The organism is Puerhibacterium sp. TATVAM-FAB25, from assembly GCF_046535855.1.
Taxonomy (GTDB): Bacteria; Actinomycetota; Actinomycetes; order Actinomycetales; family Cellulomonadaceae; genus Puerhibacterium; species Puerhibacterium variabilis_A.
The window spans coordinates 282,255-299,548 of sequence record NZ_JAXUAK010000001.1 but is presented as its reverse complement, the minus strand read 5'-3'; the positions used below and the strand labels follow the sequence as shown (position 1 = coordinate 299,548).

At 76.7% G+C, this 17,294-nt stretch carries 17 protein-coding genes; 9 read left to right on the top strand and 8 right to left on the bottom strand.

Features of this window, described 5'->3' with window-relative positions; all coding sequences use genetic code 11:
- Nucleotides 1-67: 67 nt before the first annotated feature.
- From U5M74_RS01410 to U5M74_RS01400, 3 genes are all read right to left on the bottom strand, one after another.
- Nucleotides 68-820 (bottom strand): hypothetical protein, encoded by a 753-nt coding sequence (locus U5M74_RS01410; RefSeq protein WP_410905446.1) that lies wholly within the window; start codon nt 818-820, stop codon nt 68-70.
- A gap of 91 nt (nt 821-911) precedes the next feature.
- The gene (locus U5M74_RS01405; RefSeq protein WP_410905444.1) at nt 912-2,627 is read right to left on the bottom strand and encodes a DUF349 domain-containing protein; all 1,716 of its coding nucleotides are present in this window, start codon (nt 2,625-2,627) and stop codon (nt 912-914) included.
- A complete protein-coding gene (locus tag U5M74_RS01400) occupies nt 2,624-3,418 on the bottom strand; it encodes a peptidylprolyl isomerase (protein ID WP_410905442.1) in 795 nt (264 codons plus the stop codon). The genes U5M74_RS01405 and U5M74_RS01400 overlap by 4 nt, the downstream gene beginning before the upstream one ends.
- 210 nt (nt 3,419-3,628) lie before the next feature.
- Here U5M74_RS01400 and U5M74_RS01395 point away from each other — a divergent pair, with 210 nt between their 5' ends.
- The 3 genes from U5M74_RS01395 (at nt 3,629) to U5M74_RS01385 (ending at nt 7,023) form a co-directional block, all read left to right on the top strand.
- On the top strand, nt 3,629-4,312 hold the full coding sequence (locus tag U5M74_RS01395; RefSeq protein WP_410905440.1) for an MBL fold metallo-hydrolase: 684 nt from the start codon (nt 3,629-3,631) through the stop codon (nt 4,310-4,312).
- Between the two features lie 52 nt (nt 4,313-4,364).
- Complete coding sequence (gene hisS / locus U5M74_RS01390) at nt 4,365-5,744, top strand: histidine--tRNA ligase (protein WP_410905439.1); 1,380 nt, start codon at nt 4,365-4,367, stop codon at nt 5,742-5,744.
- 124 nt (nt 5,745-5,868) lie between these two features.
- Entirely contained in the window at nt 5,869-7,023 is a 1,155-nt protein-coding gene (locus tag U5M74_RS01385) for an Rv2578c family radical SAM protein (RefSeq protein WP_410905437.1), read from the top strand.
- Between the two features lie 55 nt (nt 7,024-7,078).
- On the opposite strand, the gene U5M74_RS01380 is transcribed toward U5M74_RS01385, so the two are convergent.
- A complete protein-coding gene (locus tag U5M74_RS01380) occupies nt 7,079-7,546 on the bottom strand; it encodes a PPOX class F420-dependent oxidoreductase (protein WP_410905436.1) in 468 nt (155 codons plus the stop codon).
- A gap of 106 nt (nt 7,547-7,652) precedes the next feature.
- Between U5M74_RS01380 and aspS the strand changes: the two genes are divergently transcribed.
- From aspS to U5M74_RS01365, 3 genes are read left to right on the top strand one after another with little or no spacing between them, the layout of a single operon-like run.
- A complete protein-coding gene (gene aspS / locus U5M74_RS01375) occupies nt 7,653-9,416 on the top strand; it encodes an aspartate--tRNA ligase (RefSeq protein ID WP_410905434.1) in 1,764 nt (587 codons plus the stop codon).
- Nucleotides 9,413-10,276 (top strand): GNAT family N-acetyltransferase, encoded by an 864-nt coding sequence (locus U5M74_RS01370; protein ID WP_410905432.1) that lies wholly within the window; start codon nt 9,413-9,415, stop codon nt 10,274-10,276. The genes aspS and U5M74_RS01370 overlap by 4 nt, the downstream gene beginning before the upstream one ends.
- 52 nt (nt 10,277-10,328) lie before the next feature.
- The gene (locus U5M74_RS01365; protein WP_410905430.1) at nt 10,329-10,847 is read left to right on the top strand and encodes a gamma carbonic anhydrase family protein; all 519 of its coding nucleotides are present in this window, start codon (nt 10,329-10,331) and stop codon (nt 10,845-10,847) included.
- Between the two features lie 16 nt (nt 10,848-10,863).
- Here the strand turns inward: U5M74_RS01365 and U5M74_RS01360 are convergent, their stop codons facing one another.
- On the bottom strand, nt 10,864-11,721 hold the full coding sequence (locus tag U5M74_RS01360) for a UbiA family prenyltransferase (protein WP_410905428.1): 858 nt from the start codon (nt 11,719-11,721) through the stop codon (nt 10,864-10,866).
- 75 nt (nt 11,722-11,796) lie between these two features.
- Here U5M74_RS01360 and U5M74_RS01355 point away from each other — a divergent pair, with 75 nt between their 5' ends.
- The 3 genes from U5M74_RS01355 to U5M74_RS01345 are packed head-to-tail and all read left to right on the top strand — an operon-like array spanning nt 11,797 to nt 14,654.
- Entirely contained in the window at nt 11,797-12,969 is a 1,173-nt protein-coding gene (locus tag U5M74_RS01355) for a type III polyketide synthase (RefSeq protein WP_410905426.1), read from the top strand.
- 1 nt (nt 12,970) lies between these two features.
- Entirely contained in the window at nt 12,971-13,510 is a 540-nt protein-coding gene (locus U5M74_RS01350; RefSeq protein WP_410905425.1) for an isoprenylcysteine carboxyl methyltransferase family protein, read from the top strand.
- Nucleotides 13,511-13,556: 46 nt separating this feature from the next.
- Nucleotides 13,557-14,654: an NAD(P)/FAD-dependent oxidoreductase gene (locus U5M74_RS01345; protein WP_410905423.1), complete on the top strand. Its 1,098-nt coding sequence runs from the start codon at nt 13,557-13,559 to the stop codon at nt 14,652-14,654.
- A gap of 32 nt (nt 14,655-14,686) precedes the next feature.
- Here the strand turns inward: U5M74_RS01345 and U5M74_RS01340 are convergent, their stop codons facing one another.
- The 3 genes from U5M74_RS01340 to U5M74_RS01330 all read right to left on the bottom strand — a co-directional run bounded on the left by U5M74_RS01340 (nt 14,687) and on the right by U5M74_RS01330 (nt 17,293).
- Nucleotides 14,687-15,328 (bottom strand): nucleoside/nucleotide kinase family protein, encoded by a 642-nt coding sequence (locus tag U5M74_RS01340; protein WP_410905421.1) that lies wholly within the window; start codon nt 15,326-15,328, stop codon nt 14,687-14,689.
- Nucleotides 15,329-15,425: 97 nt separating this feature from the next.
- Nucleotides 15,426-16,307 carry an ATP-binding cassette domain-containing protein gene (locus U5M74_RS01335; RefSeq protein ID WP_410905420.1) on the bottom strand — a complete coding sequence of 294 codons (882 nt, stop codon included), beginning with the start codon at nt 16,305-16,307 and terminating at the stop codon, nt 15,426-15,428.
- Nucleotides 16,304-17,293: an ABC transporter permease gene (locus U5M74_RS01330; protein ID WP_410905418.1), complete on the bottom strand. Its 990-nt coding sequence runs from the start codon at nt 17,291-17,293 to the stop codon at nt 16,304-16,306. The genes U5M74_RS01335 and U5M74_RS01330 overlap by 4 nt, the downstream gene beginning before the upstream one ends.
- Nucleotide 17,294 lies beyond the last annotated feature (1 nt).

Below are 17,294 nucleotides of genomic sequence, written 5' to 3'. Positions count from 1 at the left end.
ACACGGTACGGCGCGGACCGTCCCGGCGCCCCGCGACACGGTCGGGACCGGTGGGCGTCGCCGCCGGTCAGTGCGCTGCCGGTCGGTGCGCTGCCGGTGGGTGCGCTGCCGGTGGGTGCGCTGCCGGTGGGTGCGCCGCCGGCGGGTGCGCCGCCGGCGGCCCCGGGGCGGTGAGCGCGCGGTGCGCGGCGGCCAGCGTGGTGCGGGCGCGGGGGCGGCCCACGGCGCGCAGCCGCAGCTCGAGCGCCCGCGCGGCGGCCGTGAGGTCGACGCCGGCGTGGGCGAGCGCCACGAGCACGGGGACGGCGTCGTCGGGCGGCAGGTGCAGCGCGACGTCGACGGCGGTGCGGACCGGGGTGGCGACGCGCACGCCGGCGACCGGGCGGCAGTCGCCCACGATGCCGGGCGCCGACCACACCCGGGCGCCCGACCACGCCGGCGGCCGGTGCGTGCCGGGCACGTACGCCAGGTGCAGCGCCTCGCCGTCCGCGGCGCCGCAGTGCACCCACGCCGCCGTCACCCCGGTCACCACCGCCCGGGCGGGCACCGCGGGCGCGAGCGCGAGGGCGCGCACCTCGGGGGTCAGGGGCAGCCACGACGGCGCCGCGACGTCGTGGCGGACCCGGACCAGGACGCCGTCGCGCACGAGCGCCTGCCAGGCGGCCGGGCCCCCCACGTCCGCGGGCCGCACCAGGGTGCGGCGCGCGGCCGCCGGGCGCAGCAGCGCCGACAACGGATGCGGCCCGGACGGCCGGGACGGCTCGGGCGGCCGCTGCCGCCGAGGCGGCTGCGAAGGGCGGACGACGACGGCGGGTCCCATGCTCTCGGACGCTAGCCGCGTCCGGGGGCGTGGGACCCGCCGTCGTGGGTGCCTGTGGACGACGCGCCGACGGCGCCGCCGGGGGGCGGCGTCAGCCGCGCGACTCCTCGGCGGCCCGGACCACCTGCTCCAGCCACGCGCGGCGCGCGGCCAGCGCCGTCTCGAGCTCCTCGACCTTGCGCGGGTCGCCCTTCTGGCGGGCCGCGTCGAGGTCCGCCTCGAGGCCGGCGATCGCCTGCTCGAGCTGCGCGGCCGCGCCCTCGGCGCGGGCGCGCGTCTCGGGGTTGGTGCGCTGCCACTTGGCCTGGTCGGCGTCGCGGACCGCGGCCTCGACCGCCCGCAGGCGGGCCTCGACGCGCTGGACGTCGGCGCGCGGCACCTTGCCGGCCTGCTCCCAGCGGTCCTGGATGTCGCGCAGGCGGCGCTTGGCGTCGTCGAGGTCGCGCACGGGGACGAGCGCCTCGGCCTCGGCGAGGAGCGCCTCCTTGACCTCGAGGTTGGTGCGGAACTCGGCGTCCAGCGCCGCGTTCTCCGCGTCGCGCGCGGCGAAGAACGTGTCCTGCGCCGCCCGGAAGCGGGCCCACAGCGCGTCGTCGTCCTTGCGCGCCGCGCGGCCGGCGGCCTTCCAGCGCGACATGAGGTCGCGGTACGCGGCGGAGGTGGCGCCCCAGTCCGTGCTGCTCGACAGCGCCTCGGCCTCGGCGACCAGCTGCTCCTTGGCGGCCTTGGCGGCGCTGTTGCGCTGCTCGAGGTCGGCGAAGTAGTGGCGCCGCTCGCGGTCGAACGCGGTGCGGGCGTGGCTGAAGCGCTTCCAGAGCGACTCCTCCGTGGGCCGGTCGATGCGCGGGCCGGAACGCTGCGCCTCCTTCCAGCGCTCGAGGAGGTTGCGCAGCTCCTCGCCGGCCGGACGCCACTGCATGCGCTGCGGGTCCGTCGCGGCGATCTTCTCCGCGGCCTCCACGATCTGCGTGCGCGCGGCCACGGCCTCCGCCTTGGCGGCGGCGCGGGCCTGCTCCAGCGAGGCGCGGCGCTCGGCGGCGCGCGAGGCGAGCGACTCGACACGGGCGCGCAGCGAGTCGAGGTCGCCGACCGCCGCCGGCTCGGCCGTCTCCTCGCGCAGCTTCGCGAGGGTCGAGTCGATCTCCTTGACAGACAGGTCGGCGCTGTCGAGGCGGGTCTCGAACAGCGCGACCTTGGCCACCAGGTCCAGGTAGCGGCGCACGTACAGGCTCATCGCCTCGGAGGCGGAGACGCCCGGGAACTGGCCGACGGAGCGCTCCCCGGCCGCATCGCGCACGTACACCGTGCCCTCGTCGTCGACCCGGCCGAACTGCTCGGCGGCCGCCACGGCGGCGGCGTCCAGCACCGGGGGCACCGGCGCCGCGGGCGTGGCGGCCGCGGCGGGGGCGGCCGGGGCGTCCGGCGTCGCGGGCCGACGCAGCGCGGAGGGCTTGGGCAGGGCCGACGGCTTCGGCGCCGACGGCCGGGGCGCCGTCCTCGGCGTCGGGCGCTCGGCCGGCGCGGCAGGCGCCTCGGCGGCGGCCTCGGTCGACTCCGCGGGCGCCTCGGCGGGCTCGTCGGCGGCGGCCTCGGGCGCCGCGGACGCGTCCGCGGCGGCCTGCGCCTCGCCGGGCGTCGCCTCGGGCTCGTCGGCCGTGGCGTCCGCCGCAGCGGCCGGCTGCTCGGCGGCCGGCTGCTCAGCGGGGGCGGCCTCGGGGGTGGTCTCGGGGGCAGGAGTCTCGGCCGTCTGCGGCTCGGTGGCCTCGACGTCCCGGGGGACGTTCGAGCCTGCGGTGCTCTCGCTCACTGGGTCTCAACTCCTTCGATGGTGACGGGGGCGGCGGGCGGTCCGTCGGACAGCCCTCCGGCCGCGCCCGCGTCAGCGACTGCCTGGACGACGTCCAGGCCGGACGTGATGCGTCCGAACACGGTGTACCCGCCCGCGGCATCGGACGGGATGGTGGAATCCTGGTACACCAGGAAGAACTGCGAGCCCATCGAGGACCCGTCGCCGCCCACCCGCGCCATGGCGAGGGTCCCCGCCGGGTAGACGTCGTCGGCGGGAGCGTTCTCGATCGGGCCGAACGAGTAGCCGGGCCCACCGGTCCCGGTCCCCGTCGGGTCGCCGCACTGCAGCACGTAGATGCCGCTGGTGGTGAGGCGGTGGCACGAGGTGCCGTCGAAGTACCCCTGCCGGGCCAGGGCGACGAAGCTGGCGACGGCCTGCGGCGCCCTCGCGCCGTCGAGCTCCAGGGTCATCCGGGTCTGCTCGTCGCCGGCGCACAGGTCCACGGTGGCGGTCCAGGTGCGGCCCTCCGCCGTGGCGGCGTCCGGCAGCGAGAGGCCCCCGCGCGCCCCGGCCGGGCCGGTGGCGCAGGCCCCGGCCACGGTCGCGGTCGCGGCCGGCGCGGTCGCGGCGCCGTCCGCCGTCGCGCTGCCGCCGCCGGCGAGCCCGACGACGAGCAGCGTGCCGACGAGCGCGAGGACGGCCACGGCCGCGACGAGGCCCGCGGCACGCCGGCGGCGGGCCCGGGCCCGCGCCCGGCGCTCCTCCTGCTGCCGGCGCGCGTGCGCGCGGTCGCGCTTGGTGGCCGCCACGTCGCTCCTCCCCGAGCCTCTCGTCCGAAGTGCGCACGCCCGGTGCGCACGCCGCTTGCGCACGCGCGCGAACGCGTGCGGTGGACAGTCTAGGCACCAGGGTCTGCGGAGTCCCTGCCCGTCCCACGGCTCACCCGCGGCTCACCCCCGGCTCACCCGCTGGCCGGTCCGCGCCCGGACGCCGTCCGGGGCCGCAGTAGCGTGCTCGCCATGGAGATCCACGTCGTCGTCGCGCCCGTCTTCGCCACCAACTGCAGCGTGGTGGTCGCCGGCGGCGACTGCGTCGTCGTCGACGCCGGTGCGGGCGTCGCGGCGCCGGTGGCCCTGCTGGTCGAGGACTACGGCTGGACCCCGCGCGCCGTGCTCGCCACCCACGGCCACGTGGACCACACGTGGGACGCCGCCGCGCTGTGCGACCGGTACGGCGTGCCCCTGCGCATCCACGAGGCCGACGCCTACCGCCTCGCCGACCCCTTCGGCACCCTGGGCCTCGGCACCGGCGGGGTGAGCGGCGCGCTGCGCCAGGCCGTCGCGGCACTGGGCTTCGCGCCCGAGGACTACCGCGCGCCCGCCGACGTCGTGCCGTTCGGCGCCGCCGGCGACGACGGCGCCGGGACCCTCGAGGCCGGCGCCGTGCGGCTGCGGGTGCAGCACGCGCCCGGGCACACCGAGGGCGCCACCCTCTACCTCACCGACGACGCCGTCCTCGCGGGCGACGTGCTGTTCGCCGGCTCGGTCGGCCGCACCGACCTGCCGGGCGGCGACCCGGCGACGATGCGCGCCACCCTGCGCGACGTGGTCGCCCGGCTCGACCCCGGCCTCGCCGTCGTGCCCGGGCACGGGCCGACGACGACGGTGGGCCAGGAGCTGGCCACCAACCCGTTCCTCGGCTGACGGCCGGGCCCGACGAGCCCGTCCGGCGCTCGCGGTCTGGGAAGATGGGGGCATGGCTCGCATCGCCCCGCTCTCCGGCTTCCCCGAATGGCTCCCCGACGGTCGCGTCGTGGAGCAGCACGTCCTCGACACGCTGCGCCGCACGTTCGAGCTGCACGGGTTCGCCGGGATCGAGACGCGCGCGGTCGAGCCGCTCGAGCAGCTGCTGCGCAAGGGCGAGACCTCCAAGGAGGTCTACGTGCTGCGCCGCCTGCAGGCGGACCCGGAGGCCGACGAGGGCGGCGACAAGCAGCTCGGCCTGCACTTCGACCTGACCGTCCCGTTCGCCCGCTACGTGCTGGAGAACGCCGGGAAGCTCGCGTTCCCGTTCAAGCGCTACCAGGTCCAGAAGGTCTGGCGCGGCGAGCGGCCCCAGGACGGCCGGTTCCGCGAGTTCGTGCAGGCGGACATCGACGTCGTCGGTGCCGGCGAGCTGCCCTACCACTTCGAGGTCGAGCTGCCGCTGGTGATGGCCGAGGCGCTCGGCGCGCTGCGCGAGATCGGCCTGCCGCCGGTGCGCGTCCTGGTCAACAACCGCAAGGTCGCCGAGGGCTTCTACCGCGGCGTCGGCCTCGAGGACGTCGAGGGCGTGCTGCGCCAGGTCGACAAGCTCGACAAGATCGGTCCCGACGCCGTCGCCGAGCTGCTCCGGGCCGAGCAGGGCGCCACCCCCGAGCAGGCCAAGGCCTGCCTCGAGCTCGCCGCCATCGCCGGCGAGGACGTCTCCGTGGTCGACCGCGTGCGCGAGCTCGCCACGGCGCACGGCGCCGTCACCGAGCTGCTCGAGACCGGCCTCGCCGAGCTGCGCGCGCTGGTGGCGGCGGCCGCCGAGCGGGCGCCGGGCGTCGTGGTCGCCGACCTCAAGATCGCCCGCGGTCTCGACTACTACACCGGCTCGGTCTACGAGACGGTGCTGGTCGGCCATGAGCAGCTCGGCTCGATCTGCTCCGGCGGCCGGTACGACACCCTCGCCTCCGACGGCAAGAACACCTACCCGGGCGTGGGCCTGTCGATCGGCGTCTCGCGCGTCGTCTCGCGCCTGCTGTCGGCCGAGCTGGTGCAGGCCACGCGCGGCGTGCCCAGCGCCGTGGTCGTGGCCGTCGTCGACGAGGAGCAGCGCGCGGCGTCCGACGCCGTCGCCGCGGCGCTGCGCGGCCGCGGCATCCCCGTCGAGGTGGCGCCGAGCGCCGCGAAGTTCGGCAAGCAGATCAGGTACGCCGACCGCCGCGGCATCCCGTTCGTGTGGTTCCCCGGCACGGTGGGCGAGGACGGCGTGCGCGGGCCCGACCAGGTCAAGGACATCCGCTCCGGCGAGCAGACGCCTGCTGACGCGGCGACCTGGGAGCCGCCGGCCGAGGACCGCTGGCCCCGGGTGGTCCCCGCCGACGCCTGACCCTCGTTGTGGGTACACAACACGCCGTGCGATCGCGATACCGCACGGCGTGTTCTGTACCCACAACGGCGTGGGGCCTGCCGATGCGTTGACCCGGGCGTCGAACGCGTGTTCGAATGGCGGCATGCGGTGGGACGGTCAGGCGATCACGGCCGACGACGGCGCGCTGCCGGGGCTGGAGCGCCCCGCGCTGTCGCGCATCGGCCTCATGCGCACCGTGCGCACGCCGGAGTTCGCGGGCATCACCTTCCACGAGGTGGCGGCCAAGAGCGCGCTGTCGCAGGTGCCGGCGGCGTCCCGCATGCCCTTCCGCTGGACGGTCAACCCGTACCGCGGCTGCAGCCATGCCTGTGCCTACTGCTTCGCCCGGCCCACCCACCAGTACCTCGACCTCGACGCGGGCAGGGACTTCGACAGCCAGGTGGTCGTGAAGGTCAACGTCGCCGAGGTGCTGCGCGCGGAGCTCGCCAAGAAGTCGTGGCGGCGCGAGCCCGTGGCGCTGGGCACCAACACCGACCCCTACCAGCGGGCCGAGGGCCGCTACCGGCTCATGCCGGGCATCATCGGGGCGCTCGCGGACTCCGGCACGCCGTTCTCCATCCTCACCAAGGGCACGCTGATGCGCCGTGACCTGCCGCTCATCGCGCAGGCGGCCGAGACGGTGAAGGTGGGGCTCGGCGTCTCCCTGGCCTTCGCCGACGAGGAGCTGCAGCAGCAGGTCGAGCCCGGCACGCCGACGCCGCGCGCCCGCCTGGACCTGATCCGCGCGGTGCGCGCGGCGGGGCTGCCGTGCGGCGTCATGGTCGCCCCGGTGCTGCCGTGGCTCACGGACTCGCGCGACCACCTGCGCCGGCTGCTGGACGCCATCGCCGACGCCGGGGCCACCGGCGTCACGGTGATCCCGCTGCACCTCAAGCCCGGCACGCGCGAGTGGTACCTGCAGTGGCTCGAGCGCGACCACCCGCACCTGGTGGCCGGGTACGGCCGGGTCTTCGGCCGCGGCACGTACTCGATCAAGGCCTACCAGGAGTGGCTGTGGGAGCGCGTGCGGCCGTTGCTCGACGAGCGCGGGTTCGGCTCGTCCGGGCACCGCAGCGGCTCAGGGGCCACCGGCCGTCCGCACGACGACGGCGACTACCCGGCGGGGTCGATCGTGGAGCCGGCCGACGAGCCGGCCGCCGGGACGCGCTCCTGGCCGGCCGGCGCGCTGGCCGGGATGCCGGTCGACGGCGCCGGCCTGACGGTAGCCGGCGCCGGCCCCGACCAGACGCTGTTCTGAGCCCCCGGTTGCGGTCCCGGCTCCCGTCCCGGCTCGGTCCCGTGCTGGGGGCGCCTCAGCCGTCGGCGAGCCGGGCGGGGAACCCGCCCGTGGCGACCGGCCCCCAGCGCTCGATCGTGATCCGCACGATCGACTTGCCCTGCGTGACCATCGCGGCGCGGTACTCGTCCCAGTCGGGGTGCTCGCCGGCGGCGGCGCGGTAGTAGTCCACCAGCGGCTCGACGGACGCGGGGGAGTCAATCACCTCGGCCGCGCCGTCCACCTGCACCCACGCGTCGTCGAAGTCGTCACCGAGCGCCATCAGGGACGCCTCGGGCCGCCGGCGCAGGTTCACCACCTTCGCGCGCTCGGGGTAGGTGGAGATCACCACGCGCCCCTCGCCGTCGACGGCGAACGTCACGGGGCTCAGCTGCGGGCGCCCGTCGGCGCGGGTCGTGGCCAGCACGCCCTTGCGGCGCTCGCGGAGCACGGCGAGCAGCCCCTCACGGTCGACCTTCGTGTTCGTGGCGATCCTGCGGGCCATGGGAAACCCTTCGTCGGGGACGGCGGTGCGACGGATAGACTCGCACAGGCGCACGGGTCCCGTGCCGCCCCCCACGTCATCCTGAATCCCTAGGAAGGACCTCTCCGTGCTGCGCACCCACACGGCCGGCTCGCTGCGGGCCGAGCACATCGGTCAGACCGTCACCCTCACGGGCTGGGTCGACCGCCGTCGCGATCACGGGGGAGTGGCCTTCATCGACCTGCGCGACGCCTCGGGCATCGCCCAGGTCGTCATCCGCGACGAGTCGGTGGCGCACCCGCTGCGCGCCGAGTTCGTCCTGCAGGTCACCGGCGAGGTCGCCCGCCGCCCGGAGGGCAACGCGAACCCGAACCTCGCCACCGGCGAGATCGAGATCATCGCCAAGGGCGTCGTGGTGCTCAACGAGTCCGCGCCGCTGCCGTTCCAGGTCTCCACCGCGCTCGCGGACACCGAGACCATCGGCGAGGAGGCGCGCCTCAAGCACCGCTACCTCGACATGCGCCGCCCGCAGCAGGCCCACGCGCTGCGCCTGCGCGCCAAGGCCAACCAGGCGGCCCGGCGCGTGCTGGACGAGCACGAGTTCGTCGAGATCGAGACGCCCACGCTGACCCGCTCGACGCCCGAGGGCGCCCGCGACTTCCTGGTGCCGGCCCGCCTGTCGCCGGGCTCCTGGTACGCCCTGCCGCAGTCGCCGCAGCTGTTCAAGCAGCTGCTCATGGTCGGCGGCATGGAGCGCTACTACCAGATCGCCCGCTGCTACCGCGACGAGGACTTCCGCGCCGACCGCCAGCCGGAGTTCACCCAGCTCGACGTCGAGATGAGCTTCGTGGACCAGGACGACGTCATCGCCCTGGCCGAGAAGGTCCTCACGGCGCTGTGGGACCTCATCGGCCACCAGATCACCACGCCGATCCCGCGCATGACCTACGCCGAGGCGATGCGCCTGTACGGCACGGACAAGCCGGACCTGCGCTTCGGCAACCCGCTGGTCGAGCTCACCGAGTACTTCGCCGAGACGCCGTTCCGCGTGTTCCAGGCGGAGTACGTCGGCGCCGTGGTCATGACCGGCGGCGCCGACCAGCCGCGCCGCCAGTTCGACGCCTGGCAGGAGTGGGCCAAGCAGCGCGGCGCCAAGGGCCTGGCGTACGTGACGTTCGCCGAGGACGGCACGCTCGGCGGCCCGGTCGCCAAGAACCTCTCGGACGCCGAGCGCGAGGGCCTGGCCGCCACCACCGGCGCGCAGCCCGGCGACGCGGTGTTCTTCGCCGCCGGCCGCACGAGCGAGGCGCGCGCCCTGCTCGGCGCCGCCCGCCTGGAGATCGCCCGGCGCACCGGCCAGATCGACGAGGACGCCTGGGCGTTCGTGTGGGTCGTGGACGCGCCGCTGTTCAAGCCGGCGGGCGAGGACGACGACGTCGACCTCGGCCACTCCGCCTGGACGGCCGTGCACCACGCGTTCACCTCGCCCACGCCCGAGTGGGTCGAGAAGTTCGAGCAGGACCCGGCGAGCGCCCTGGCCTACGCCTACGACATCGTGTGCAACGGCAACGAGATCGGCGGCGGCTCCATCCGTATCCACCGCCGCGACGTGCAGGAGCGCGTGTTCGACGTCATGGGCATCGGGCACGAGGAGGCGCAGGAGAAGTTCGGCTTCCTGCTCGACGCCTTCCAGTTCGGCGCCCCGCCGCACGGCGGCATCGCGTTCGGCTGGGACCGCATCGTCGCGCTGCTGACCAGGTCGCCGTCCATCCGCGACGTCATCGCCTTCCCGAAGTCCGGCGGCGGGTTCGACCCGCTCACGGAGGCGCCCGCCCCGATCACCCCGGAGCAGCGCAAGGAGGCCGGCGTCGACGCGGTGCCCGGCGAGTGAGCCTCGACGCCGCTCTGCTCGAGCGGGTGGCCCTGCCCGGCGTCGCGCTGCCGGCGCGCTGGGCGGGGCACCCCGTCGTCGTGGCGGAGAACGCCCGGCACGGCTGGGACGTCACGCACGCCTGGTCCGACGACGACGCGCTGCTCGTGCGGCTGCGCTGGCGCGAGCGGGCCGACGGGGACCGGCCGTTCGCCGTCGAGGTCGCCGACGACGCGGAGTCCGCGAGCCTGCTGTCGGTCGGGACGCCCGGCGGCGCCGCGCGGCTCCTGCTGCGCGCCGCCGCGGACCTCGCGGCGGAGGGGACGAGCCTGGCCTCGGCCACGCGCTCGTCGGTGCCGCGCGGCACCCGCGCCACCCTCGCCGCGATGGCGGTGGCCGACCCGGGCCTCGTCGTGCCGCCCCCGTTCGACGCGCCTACCGACGGCGCGTGGGACTGGATGGGCACCACCTCCCACCCGCCGGCGCAGCCCGGCGAGGAGCGCGTCGAGGAGCTGGTCGGCGACGCCGGCCGCGCCGAGGCGCAGGCCGCGCGCGAGCGCGGCAACCCGCACGGCGAGCTGCCCGTCGACGAGCCGCGCTCGCGCTGGTGGGGCTGGCGGGACGACGAGGGCGTGGTGCGCGGCGTGGTCGGCGCGAGCCGGCGCGTGCCGGGCAAGCCGTGGGTGCTCGGCTCCGTCGGCACGGACCCGGGGTGGCGCGGGCGCGGCATCGCCGCGGCGACCGCCGCCGTGGCGACCCGCGCCGGGCTCGCCGAGGTCCCGATGGTCACCCTCGGGCTGTACGCGGTGAACCATACGGCCCGGCGCCTGTACGCGCGCCTGGGGTACGAGCTGACGCAGGAGTTCGAGAGCCACCGCTGAGCGCGGTGCGTGCCGACCGCCGCCGCGCCGCGGCGGTCGGTACGCTCCCGGGATGGCCACCGTGATCCCCTTCGACGGGCACACGCCCGACATCCACCCCACCGCCTGGGTCGCCCCGACGGCGACGGTCGTGGGCCGGGTGCGGATCGGCGCGCGCGCGAGCGTCTTCTACGGCGCGGTGCTGCGCGGCGACATGGACGAGATCGTGCTCGGCGAGGGCAGCAACCTGCAGGACAACTGCGTGGTGCACACCGACACCGGCGTGCCGACGCACATCGGCGCCGGGGTGGGCGTCGGGCACGGGGCGATCGTGCACGGCGCCACGGTCGAGGACGGCTGCCTCATCGGCATGGGCGCCACCCTGCTCAACGGCTCGGTGGTGCGCACGGGCGCCTTCGTGGCGGCCGGCGCGCTGGTGCGCGAGGGTCAGGAGGTCCCGGCGCACCACCTCGCCGTCGGCGTGCCGGCGAAGGTCCGCGGCGAGCTCGACGAAGCCGGCCGCGAGCGGGTGCGGCGCAACGCGCTGCAGTACCGGGAGCTGGCCGACCGGCACCGCAAGGCGGTCGGCTGAGCGTCCCGCCGGCCGGTCAGCGCGCCACGGCGACGTCGCCGACCGAGAACCCCAGGAGCGCCACGCACAGCACGGCCACGGCCATGCTCAGCGCGAACGGTGCGCGGCTGCGCGGCCGGGCCACGGCGAGCACCCCGGCGGCCACGGCCAGCGCCGCCGCCAGGCAGCCGGCCACCCAGGCGACGGTGCTCGGCGGGCCGGCCGGCCCGGCCACGACGACGACGGTCGCCGCCACGAGCAGGGTCGGGGCGAGCACGCCGGACGCGCGCCGCCCGAGCCGGTGCGGCAGGCCCCGCACGCCCGTGGCGGCGTCGTCGTCGAGATCGGGCATGGTGTTGGCGACGTGGGCGCCGACGGCGAGCAGCGCGACGGCGAGCAGCGCCCAGCGCGCGGGGACACGGTCGCCCGGCGCGGCGAGCACCACGAAGGCGGTCATGAGGCCGAACGAGACGGCGTACGGCACCCACGACCACGCGGTGGCCTTGAGCCCGGCGTTGTAGGCCCAGGCGCCGACGACCGCGGCGACGTGCACCAGCCCCGGGACGAGCCCGGTGGCGAGGGACAGCACCGCGCACGCCGCGAGCGCGACCAGGGCGCAGGTGCGCAGCAGGTGGGCCGTCACGAGCCCGGCCACCACCGGCTTGTCGGTGCGCCCGACGGCCGTGTCGCGCCCGGCGTCGATCCAGTCGTTCGACCACCCGATCGACAGCTGCCCCGTGCCGACGGCCGCGGTGACCAGCGCCGTCGTGGCCGGGCCGGACCCGAGAGAGGCGGCGAGCAGCGCAGCCATCCCCGTCACCACGGCCGCCGGGGCGGCGTGCGTCGCGCGCACCAGCCCCAGCAGCAGGCGCCCCGCACCGGTCAGGCTGGTCATGCGGTGCACCGTAGCCCGCCGAGGCGGCGATCGCCCTGCCGCGCGGATCTCGCCGCTCTGGGTGACGATTCACCCATGTCGCGCATCGTGGCCGTCGAGCCCGTCCTCCCGGAGCACCAGTACGCCCAGGAGGAGATCACCGCCGTCGTCGGGCCGCTCGTCGCGCCCGACCCGGCCCGCGCCCCGCTGCTGCGACGCCTGCACGCGAACGCCGGCGTCGAGCGCCGCCACCTCGCCCTGCCGCTGGAGCGCTACGCCGACGTGCACTCCATGGGCGCCTCCAACGCCGTGTTCCTCACCGAGGGGGTCGACCTCGCGGAGCAGGCGGCCCGCCGGGCGCTGGCCAGCGCCGGCATCGCGCCGCACGAGGTCGACCACGTGTTCACGACATCGGTGACCGGGGTGGCGGCACCGTCGCTCGACGTGCTGCTGGCCGACCGGCTCGGCCTGCGCAGCGACGTGCGGCGCACGCCGTCGTTCGGGCTCGGCTGCGCCGGCGGCGCCGCCGGGCTGGCCCGCGTGCACGACCACCTGCTGGGCCGGCCGCGCGACGTGTCGCTCCTCGTCTCGGTGGAGCTGTGCTCGCTGACGCTGCAGCACGGTGACGACTCCACGGCCAACCTGGTGGCGTCGGGGCTGTTCGGCGACGGCGCGGCGGCGGTCGTCGTCGTGGGCGGCGAGCACCCGCTCGCGCGCCCCGTCCACCGCGGCGACGCCGGTACCGCCCCCGTGGCGCGCACCGCCACCGTGCTCGACACCCGCTCGCGGCTCTACCCGGGCACCGTCGACGCGCTGGGCTGGGACGTGCGCGACAGCGGGTTCGGCATCGTGCTGTCGTCCGAGCTGCCGGAGCTGCTGCGCGCGCACCTGCTCGCGGACGTCAAGGGGCTGCTGGCCGACCACGGCCTGTCGCCGGCGGAGGTGCCCACCTGGGTGGTGCACGCCGGCGGGCCGCGGGTCATCGACGCCGTGCGCGACGCCCTCTCCCTCGCCGAGGACGACCTGTGGGCCAGCCGCGCCAGCCTCACGGAGGTGGGCAACCTCTCCTCGGCCTCGGTGCTCGACGTGCTGGCCCGCACGCTGCGCGAGGGCGGCGCGCCGGCCGGGACGCCCGCCGTGCTCATGGCCTTCGGCCCGGGGGTGGCCACCGAGATGGTGCTGCTGCGGCTCGAGGGCCGTGCCTGCTGCGACGCGTCGTCGTCGGCTGCGTCGGCGTCGTCGGCGGACTCGCCCGCGGAGGGGCGCTGACGTGCTCGGGCTGTACGTGGCGCTGGTCGGCGCGACGGCGCTGGAGCGCCTCGCGGAGCTGGTGGTCTCCGCGCGCAACGCCCGCTGGTCGTTCGCGCGCGGCGGGGTCGAGTCGGGCCGCGGGCACTTCCCGGCGATGGTCGCCCTGCACACCGGCCTGCTCGTCGCCTGCGTGGCCGAGGCCGTGCTCGCCGACCGGCCGTTCCTGCCCTGGCTCGGCTGGCCCATGCTGGTGCTGGTGCTGGCGAGCCAGGGCCTGCGCTGGTGGTGCATCGCGGCGCTGGGGCCGCGGTGGAACACGCGCGTCATCGTGGTGCCGGACCTGCCGCTCGTCACGCGCGGCCCCTACCGGTGGCTGCGCCACCCCAACTACGTGGCGGTGGTCGTCGAGGGCTTCGCGCTGCCGCTCGTGCACACCTGCTGGGTGACCGCCGTGGCCTTCACCGTGCTCAACGCCGTGCTGCTGCTGCGCTTCCGGATCCCGGCCGAGGAGCGGGCGCTCACCCTCGCCACCGGCGGCGCGGCGAGCGGCGCCCGGTGAGCAGGGCCCGGTGGCCGGGGCCGGTGGCCGGGGCCGGAGCCCGGGCGTGAGCGGGGCAGCGGCCACCGACGTCGACGTGCTGGTGGTCGGCGCCGGCCCGGTCGGCCTCGCGGCCGCGGTGCGCGCCCGCGAGGCCGGGCTCGACGTGCTCGTCGTGGACCGGCGCGGCGGGACGCTCGACAAGGCCTGCGGCGAGGGGCTGCTGCCGGGAGCGCTCGCGGCCGTGCACCGGCTCGGCGTGGACCCGCCCGGGCACCCGCTGGCCGGGATCAGCTACCGGACCGCGGGGCGGCACGCCGACCACCGGTTCGCCGCCGGGCCGGGACGCGGGGTGCGGCGCACCGTGCTGCACGCGGCGCTGCGCGAGCGCGCGGCCGACGCCGGTGCCGGGCTGCGGCAGGCGAGCGTGCAGGCGCTGCGGCAGGACGACGGACGCGTCGAGGTGGACGTGGCGCCCGCGGGCGGCGGGCCGGCCACCCTGCGCGCGCGGTGGCTGCTGGGCTGCGACGGGCTGCACTCGACCGTGCGCCGGCTCGCCGGGCTCGACGCCGGCGGGGCCGGCGGCGCCGCGGCCGGGGCGCGCTACGGCCTGCGCCAGCACTTCCGCGTCGCACCGTGGACCGACCTGGTCGAGGTGCACTGGGCGCCGCACGCCGAGGCGTACGTGACGCCGGTGGCGCCCGACGTCGTCGGCGTGGCCCTGCTGGGCCCGCGGGCCGCCACGCCGGGCGCCGGCGGCGCGGACGGCTTCCGGGCGCTGCTGCGCGCCGACTTCCCCGAGCTCGCGGCGCGCCTCGGGGACGCGCCCGCGGCCGGGCCGGTGCGCGGCGCCGGGCCGCTGCGCCAGCGCTCGCGGGCCCGCGCGGCCGGCCGCGTGCGGCTCGTCGGCGACGCCTCCGGCTACGTCGACGCGCTGACCGGCGAGGGGGTGCGCGTCGGGCTCGCGCAGGCCGACGCCGTCGTGCGCCACCTCGCAGACCCGGCGGCCTACGAGCGGGCGTGGCGCGCCGCCACGCGCGACTACCGCCGGCTGACCGGCGGGCTGCTGGCCTGGGCGGGCAGCCCCGCCCGGGGCGCGATCGTGCCCGCGGCCGGGGCGGCCCCGTGGCTCTTCGGCGCCGTCGTGGAGCGGCTGGCGCGCTGAGCCCGCGCCACCGCCGGGACCGGTCTGGACCGTCAGCCCGCGGCGTCCGCCCACTCCAGCACCAGGTCGGCGTCCCCGCGGGTGGCGGCGATGAGCTCGGCGTTGACCTGGTCGGTCCCCAGCGCCCAGGCCCGCGCCTCCTGGGGCGTCTTGCCGAAGGCGGCGTGCCGGGCCACCAGGCGGTCCAGGCGCAGCTCCTCCGGCGGCTGGAGGTACCAGACCTCGCGCATCCGCGCACGGGCCCGGGGCCAGGCGCCCGAGCGCGCCAGCAGGTAGTTGCCCTCCGTGACGACGAGCGGGACGTCGGCGGGCACCGCCACGCCGGCGGCCACGGGCTCCTCGATCTCCCGGCGGAACACGGGCGCGTAGACCGGCCCGTCGCCGGGCCGCTGGGCGGCCAGCCGCTCGAGCAGGGCGGCGTACCCGGCGTCGTCGAACGTGTCGATCGCGCCCTTGCGGCCGCGCCGGCCCAGGTCCTCGAGGACCGCGTTGGACAGGTGGAAGCCGTCCATGCCGACGACGACGGCGCGCTGCGGCCCGAGCGCGTCGGCCAGCGCGTGCGCGAGCGTCGACTTGCCGGCGCCGGGCGCGCCGACCAGGCCGAGCACGGTGCGCCCGCCGGCGGCGAGCGCCGCGGCGCGCTCGACGAGCCGGTCGGTCGTCAGGCGCGTCACGGCGGGGGGCTGCGTCGCGGGCGGCTGGTGCGCCGGAGGCTGCGTCGCGGGCGGTGTCGTCACGGGGGAGATCGTCGCAGGTCGGGCCGGCCGGGGGTCAGGCGACGCCACGCCGCTCCTCCTCGGTGGGCTCGAGAGCGCCGGTCATGAGCGCGACGACCTCGGCCATGGTGCGCTGGGAGGGCCGCACCACGGCGGCGCGCCGACCGGTGCGGTGGACGTGGATGCGGTCGGCGACCTCGAACACGTGCGGCATGTCGTGGCTGATGAGCACGACGGGGATGCCGCGCGAGCGGATCTCCTTGATGAGCTCGATGACGGTGCCGGACTCGCGCACGCCGAGGGCGGCGGTGGGCTCGTCCATGATGATCACCTTCTTGCCGAACGCGGCGGCCCGGGCCACGGCCACGCCCTGGCGCTGGCCACCCGAGAGGTTCTCGACCGGCTGGGTCACCGACTTGATCCGGATGCTCATGGAGTCGAACAGCTCCTCGGCGCGCCGGCGCATGGCCCGCTTGTCGGTCATCCGCAGCACCGACCCGAGCGGGCCGGGGCGGCGCAGCTCGCGGCCCATGAACAGGTTCGCGGCGATGTCGAGGGCGGGCGCCAGGGCGAGGTCCTGGAACACGGTCTCGATGCCGTGGGCCTGCGCGTCGCGGGCGGTGTGGAACGTCACCGGGCGACCCTCCACGCGGATCGTCCCGGCGTCGGGCACCACCACCCCGGACAGGGCCTTGATGAGCGTGGACTTGCCGGCGCCGTTGTCGCCGATCACCGCGAGCACCTCGCCGGGCAGCAGCTCGAAGTCCGCGCCGTCCATCGCCGTGACCGAGCCGTAGCGCTTGACGAGGCCGGTCGCGGCGAGCACGGGGGCGCGCCCCTCGCTGCCGGCGCTGCCGGCGGCCTCGGTGCCGGGACCGGTGCCGGGGCTGGTGCCGGGATCGGTGCCGGGGCCGGAGGCGGGGGTCGTGGCGGTCATGTCTGGGCCCTCCGTCGCGAGACCTGGTCGAGGGCGACGGCGGCGATGACCAGCGCGCCGGTCGCGATGTTCTGGTACAGGTTGTCGACCCCGGCCTGCGTCAGGCCGTTGCGCAGCACGGCCACGATGAGCGTGCCGACGAGGGTGCCCATCACCGAGCCGCGCCCGCCGAAGAGGCTGGTGCCGCCGATGACGACGGCCGTGATCGTCTCGAGGTTGGCGTTCTGGTAGGCGTTCGGGTCGGCGTTGGGGATGCGCCCCAGGGCCGCCCACGCCGCCAGCGCGGCGATGAGGCCGGCGGTGAGGTACACGAGCACCAGCACCCGGCCCGAGCGGATGCCCGTCAGCCGGGCGGCCTCCGGCGCGCCGCCCACCGCGTACAGGTGGCGCCCGGCCGCGGTCTGGGTCAGCACGAACCAGGCGACGAGGTACAGGACCAGCATCGCGAGCACCCCGGTGGAGATCACCAGCCCGCCGAGCTGCACCTTCGTGCCGAACCAGGTGAGCAGGCCGGGGTCCACCGGGTAGGTCGCCGAGCCCGCGTAGAGCTGGGTGGCGGCGAACACGGCGGTGAACATGCCCAGCGTGACGATGAAGGGTGGCAGGTGCAGCCCGGCGACCAGCACCCCGTTGAGCAGCCCGATCAGCGCCAGCACCACCACGGTCACCAGGAGCCCGACCGCGGCCCCCTCCGTGCCGCCCACCTTGGCCAGGACGATGGTGCCGAGCACCGCCACGGCGCCGATGGACAGGTCGATCCCGGCGGTGAGGATGACGAGCGTCTGCGCCACGGCCAGGATCCCGATGACGGCGGACTGCTGCAGCACCAGGGCGAGGTTGCCCGGCCGCAGGAACGTGTCGGTGACGAGGCTGAAGACGACGACCGCCACCGCGAGCGCGACGAGCGGGCCCACCAGCGGGTTGCGCAGCAGGTGGTCCCAGCTCGTCGCGCCCGGGGTGCGGGCACGGATGGTGGCCGACTCCACG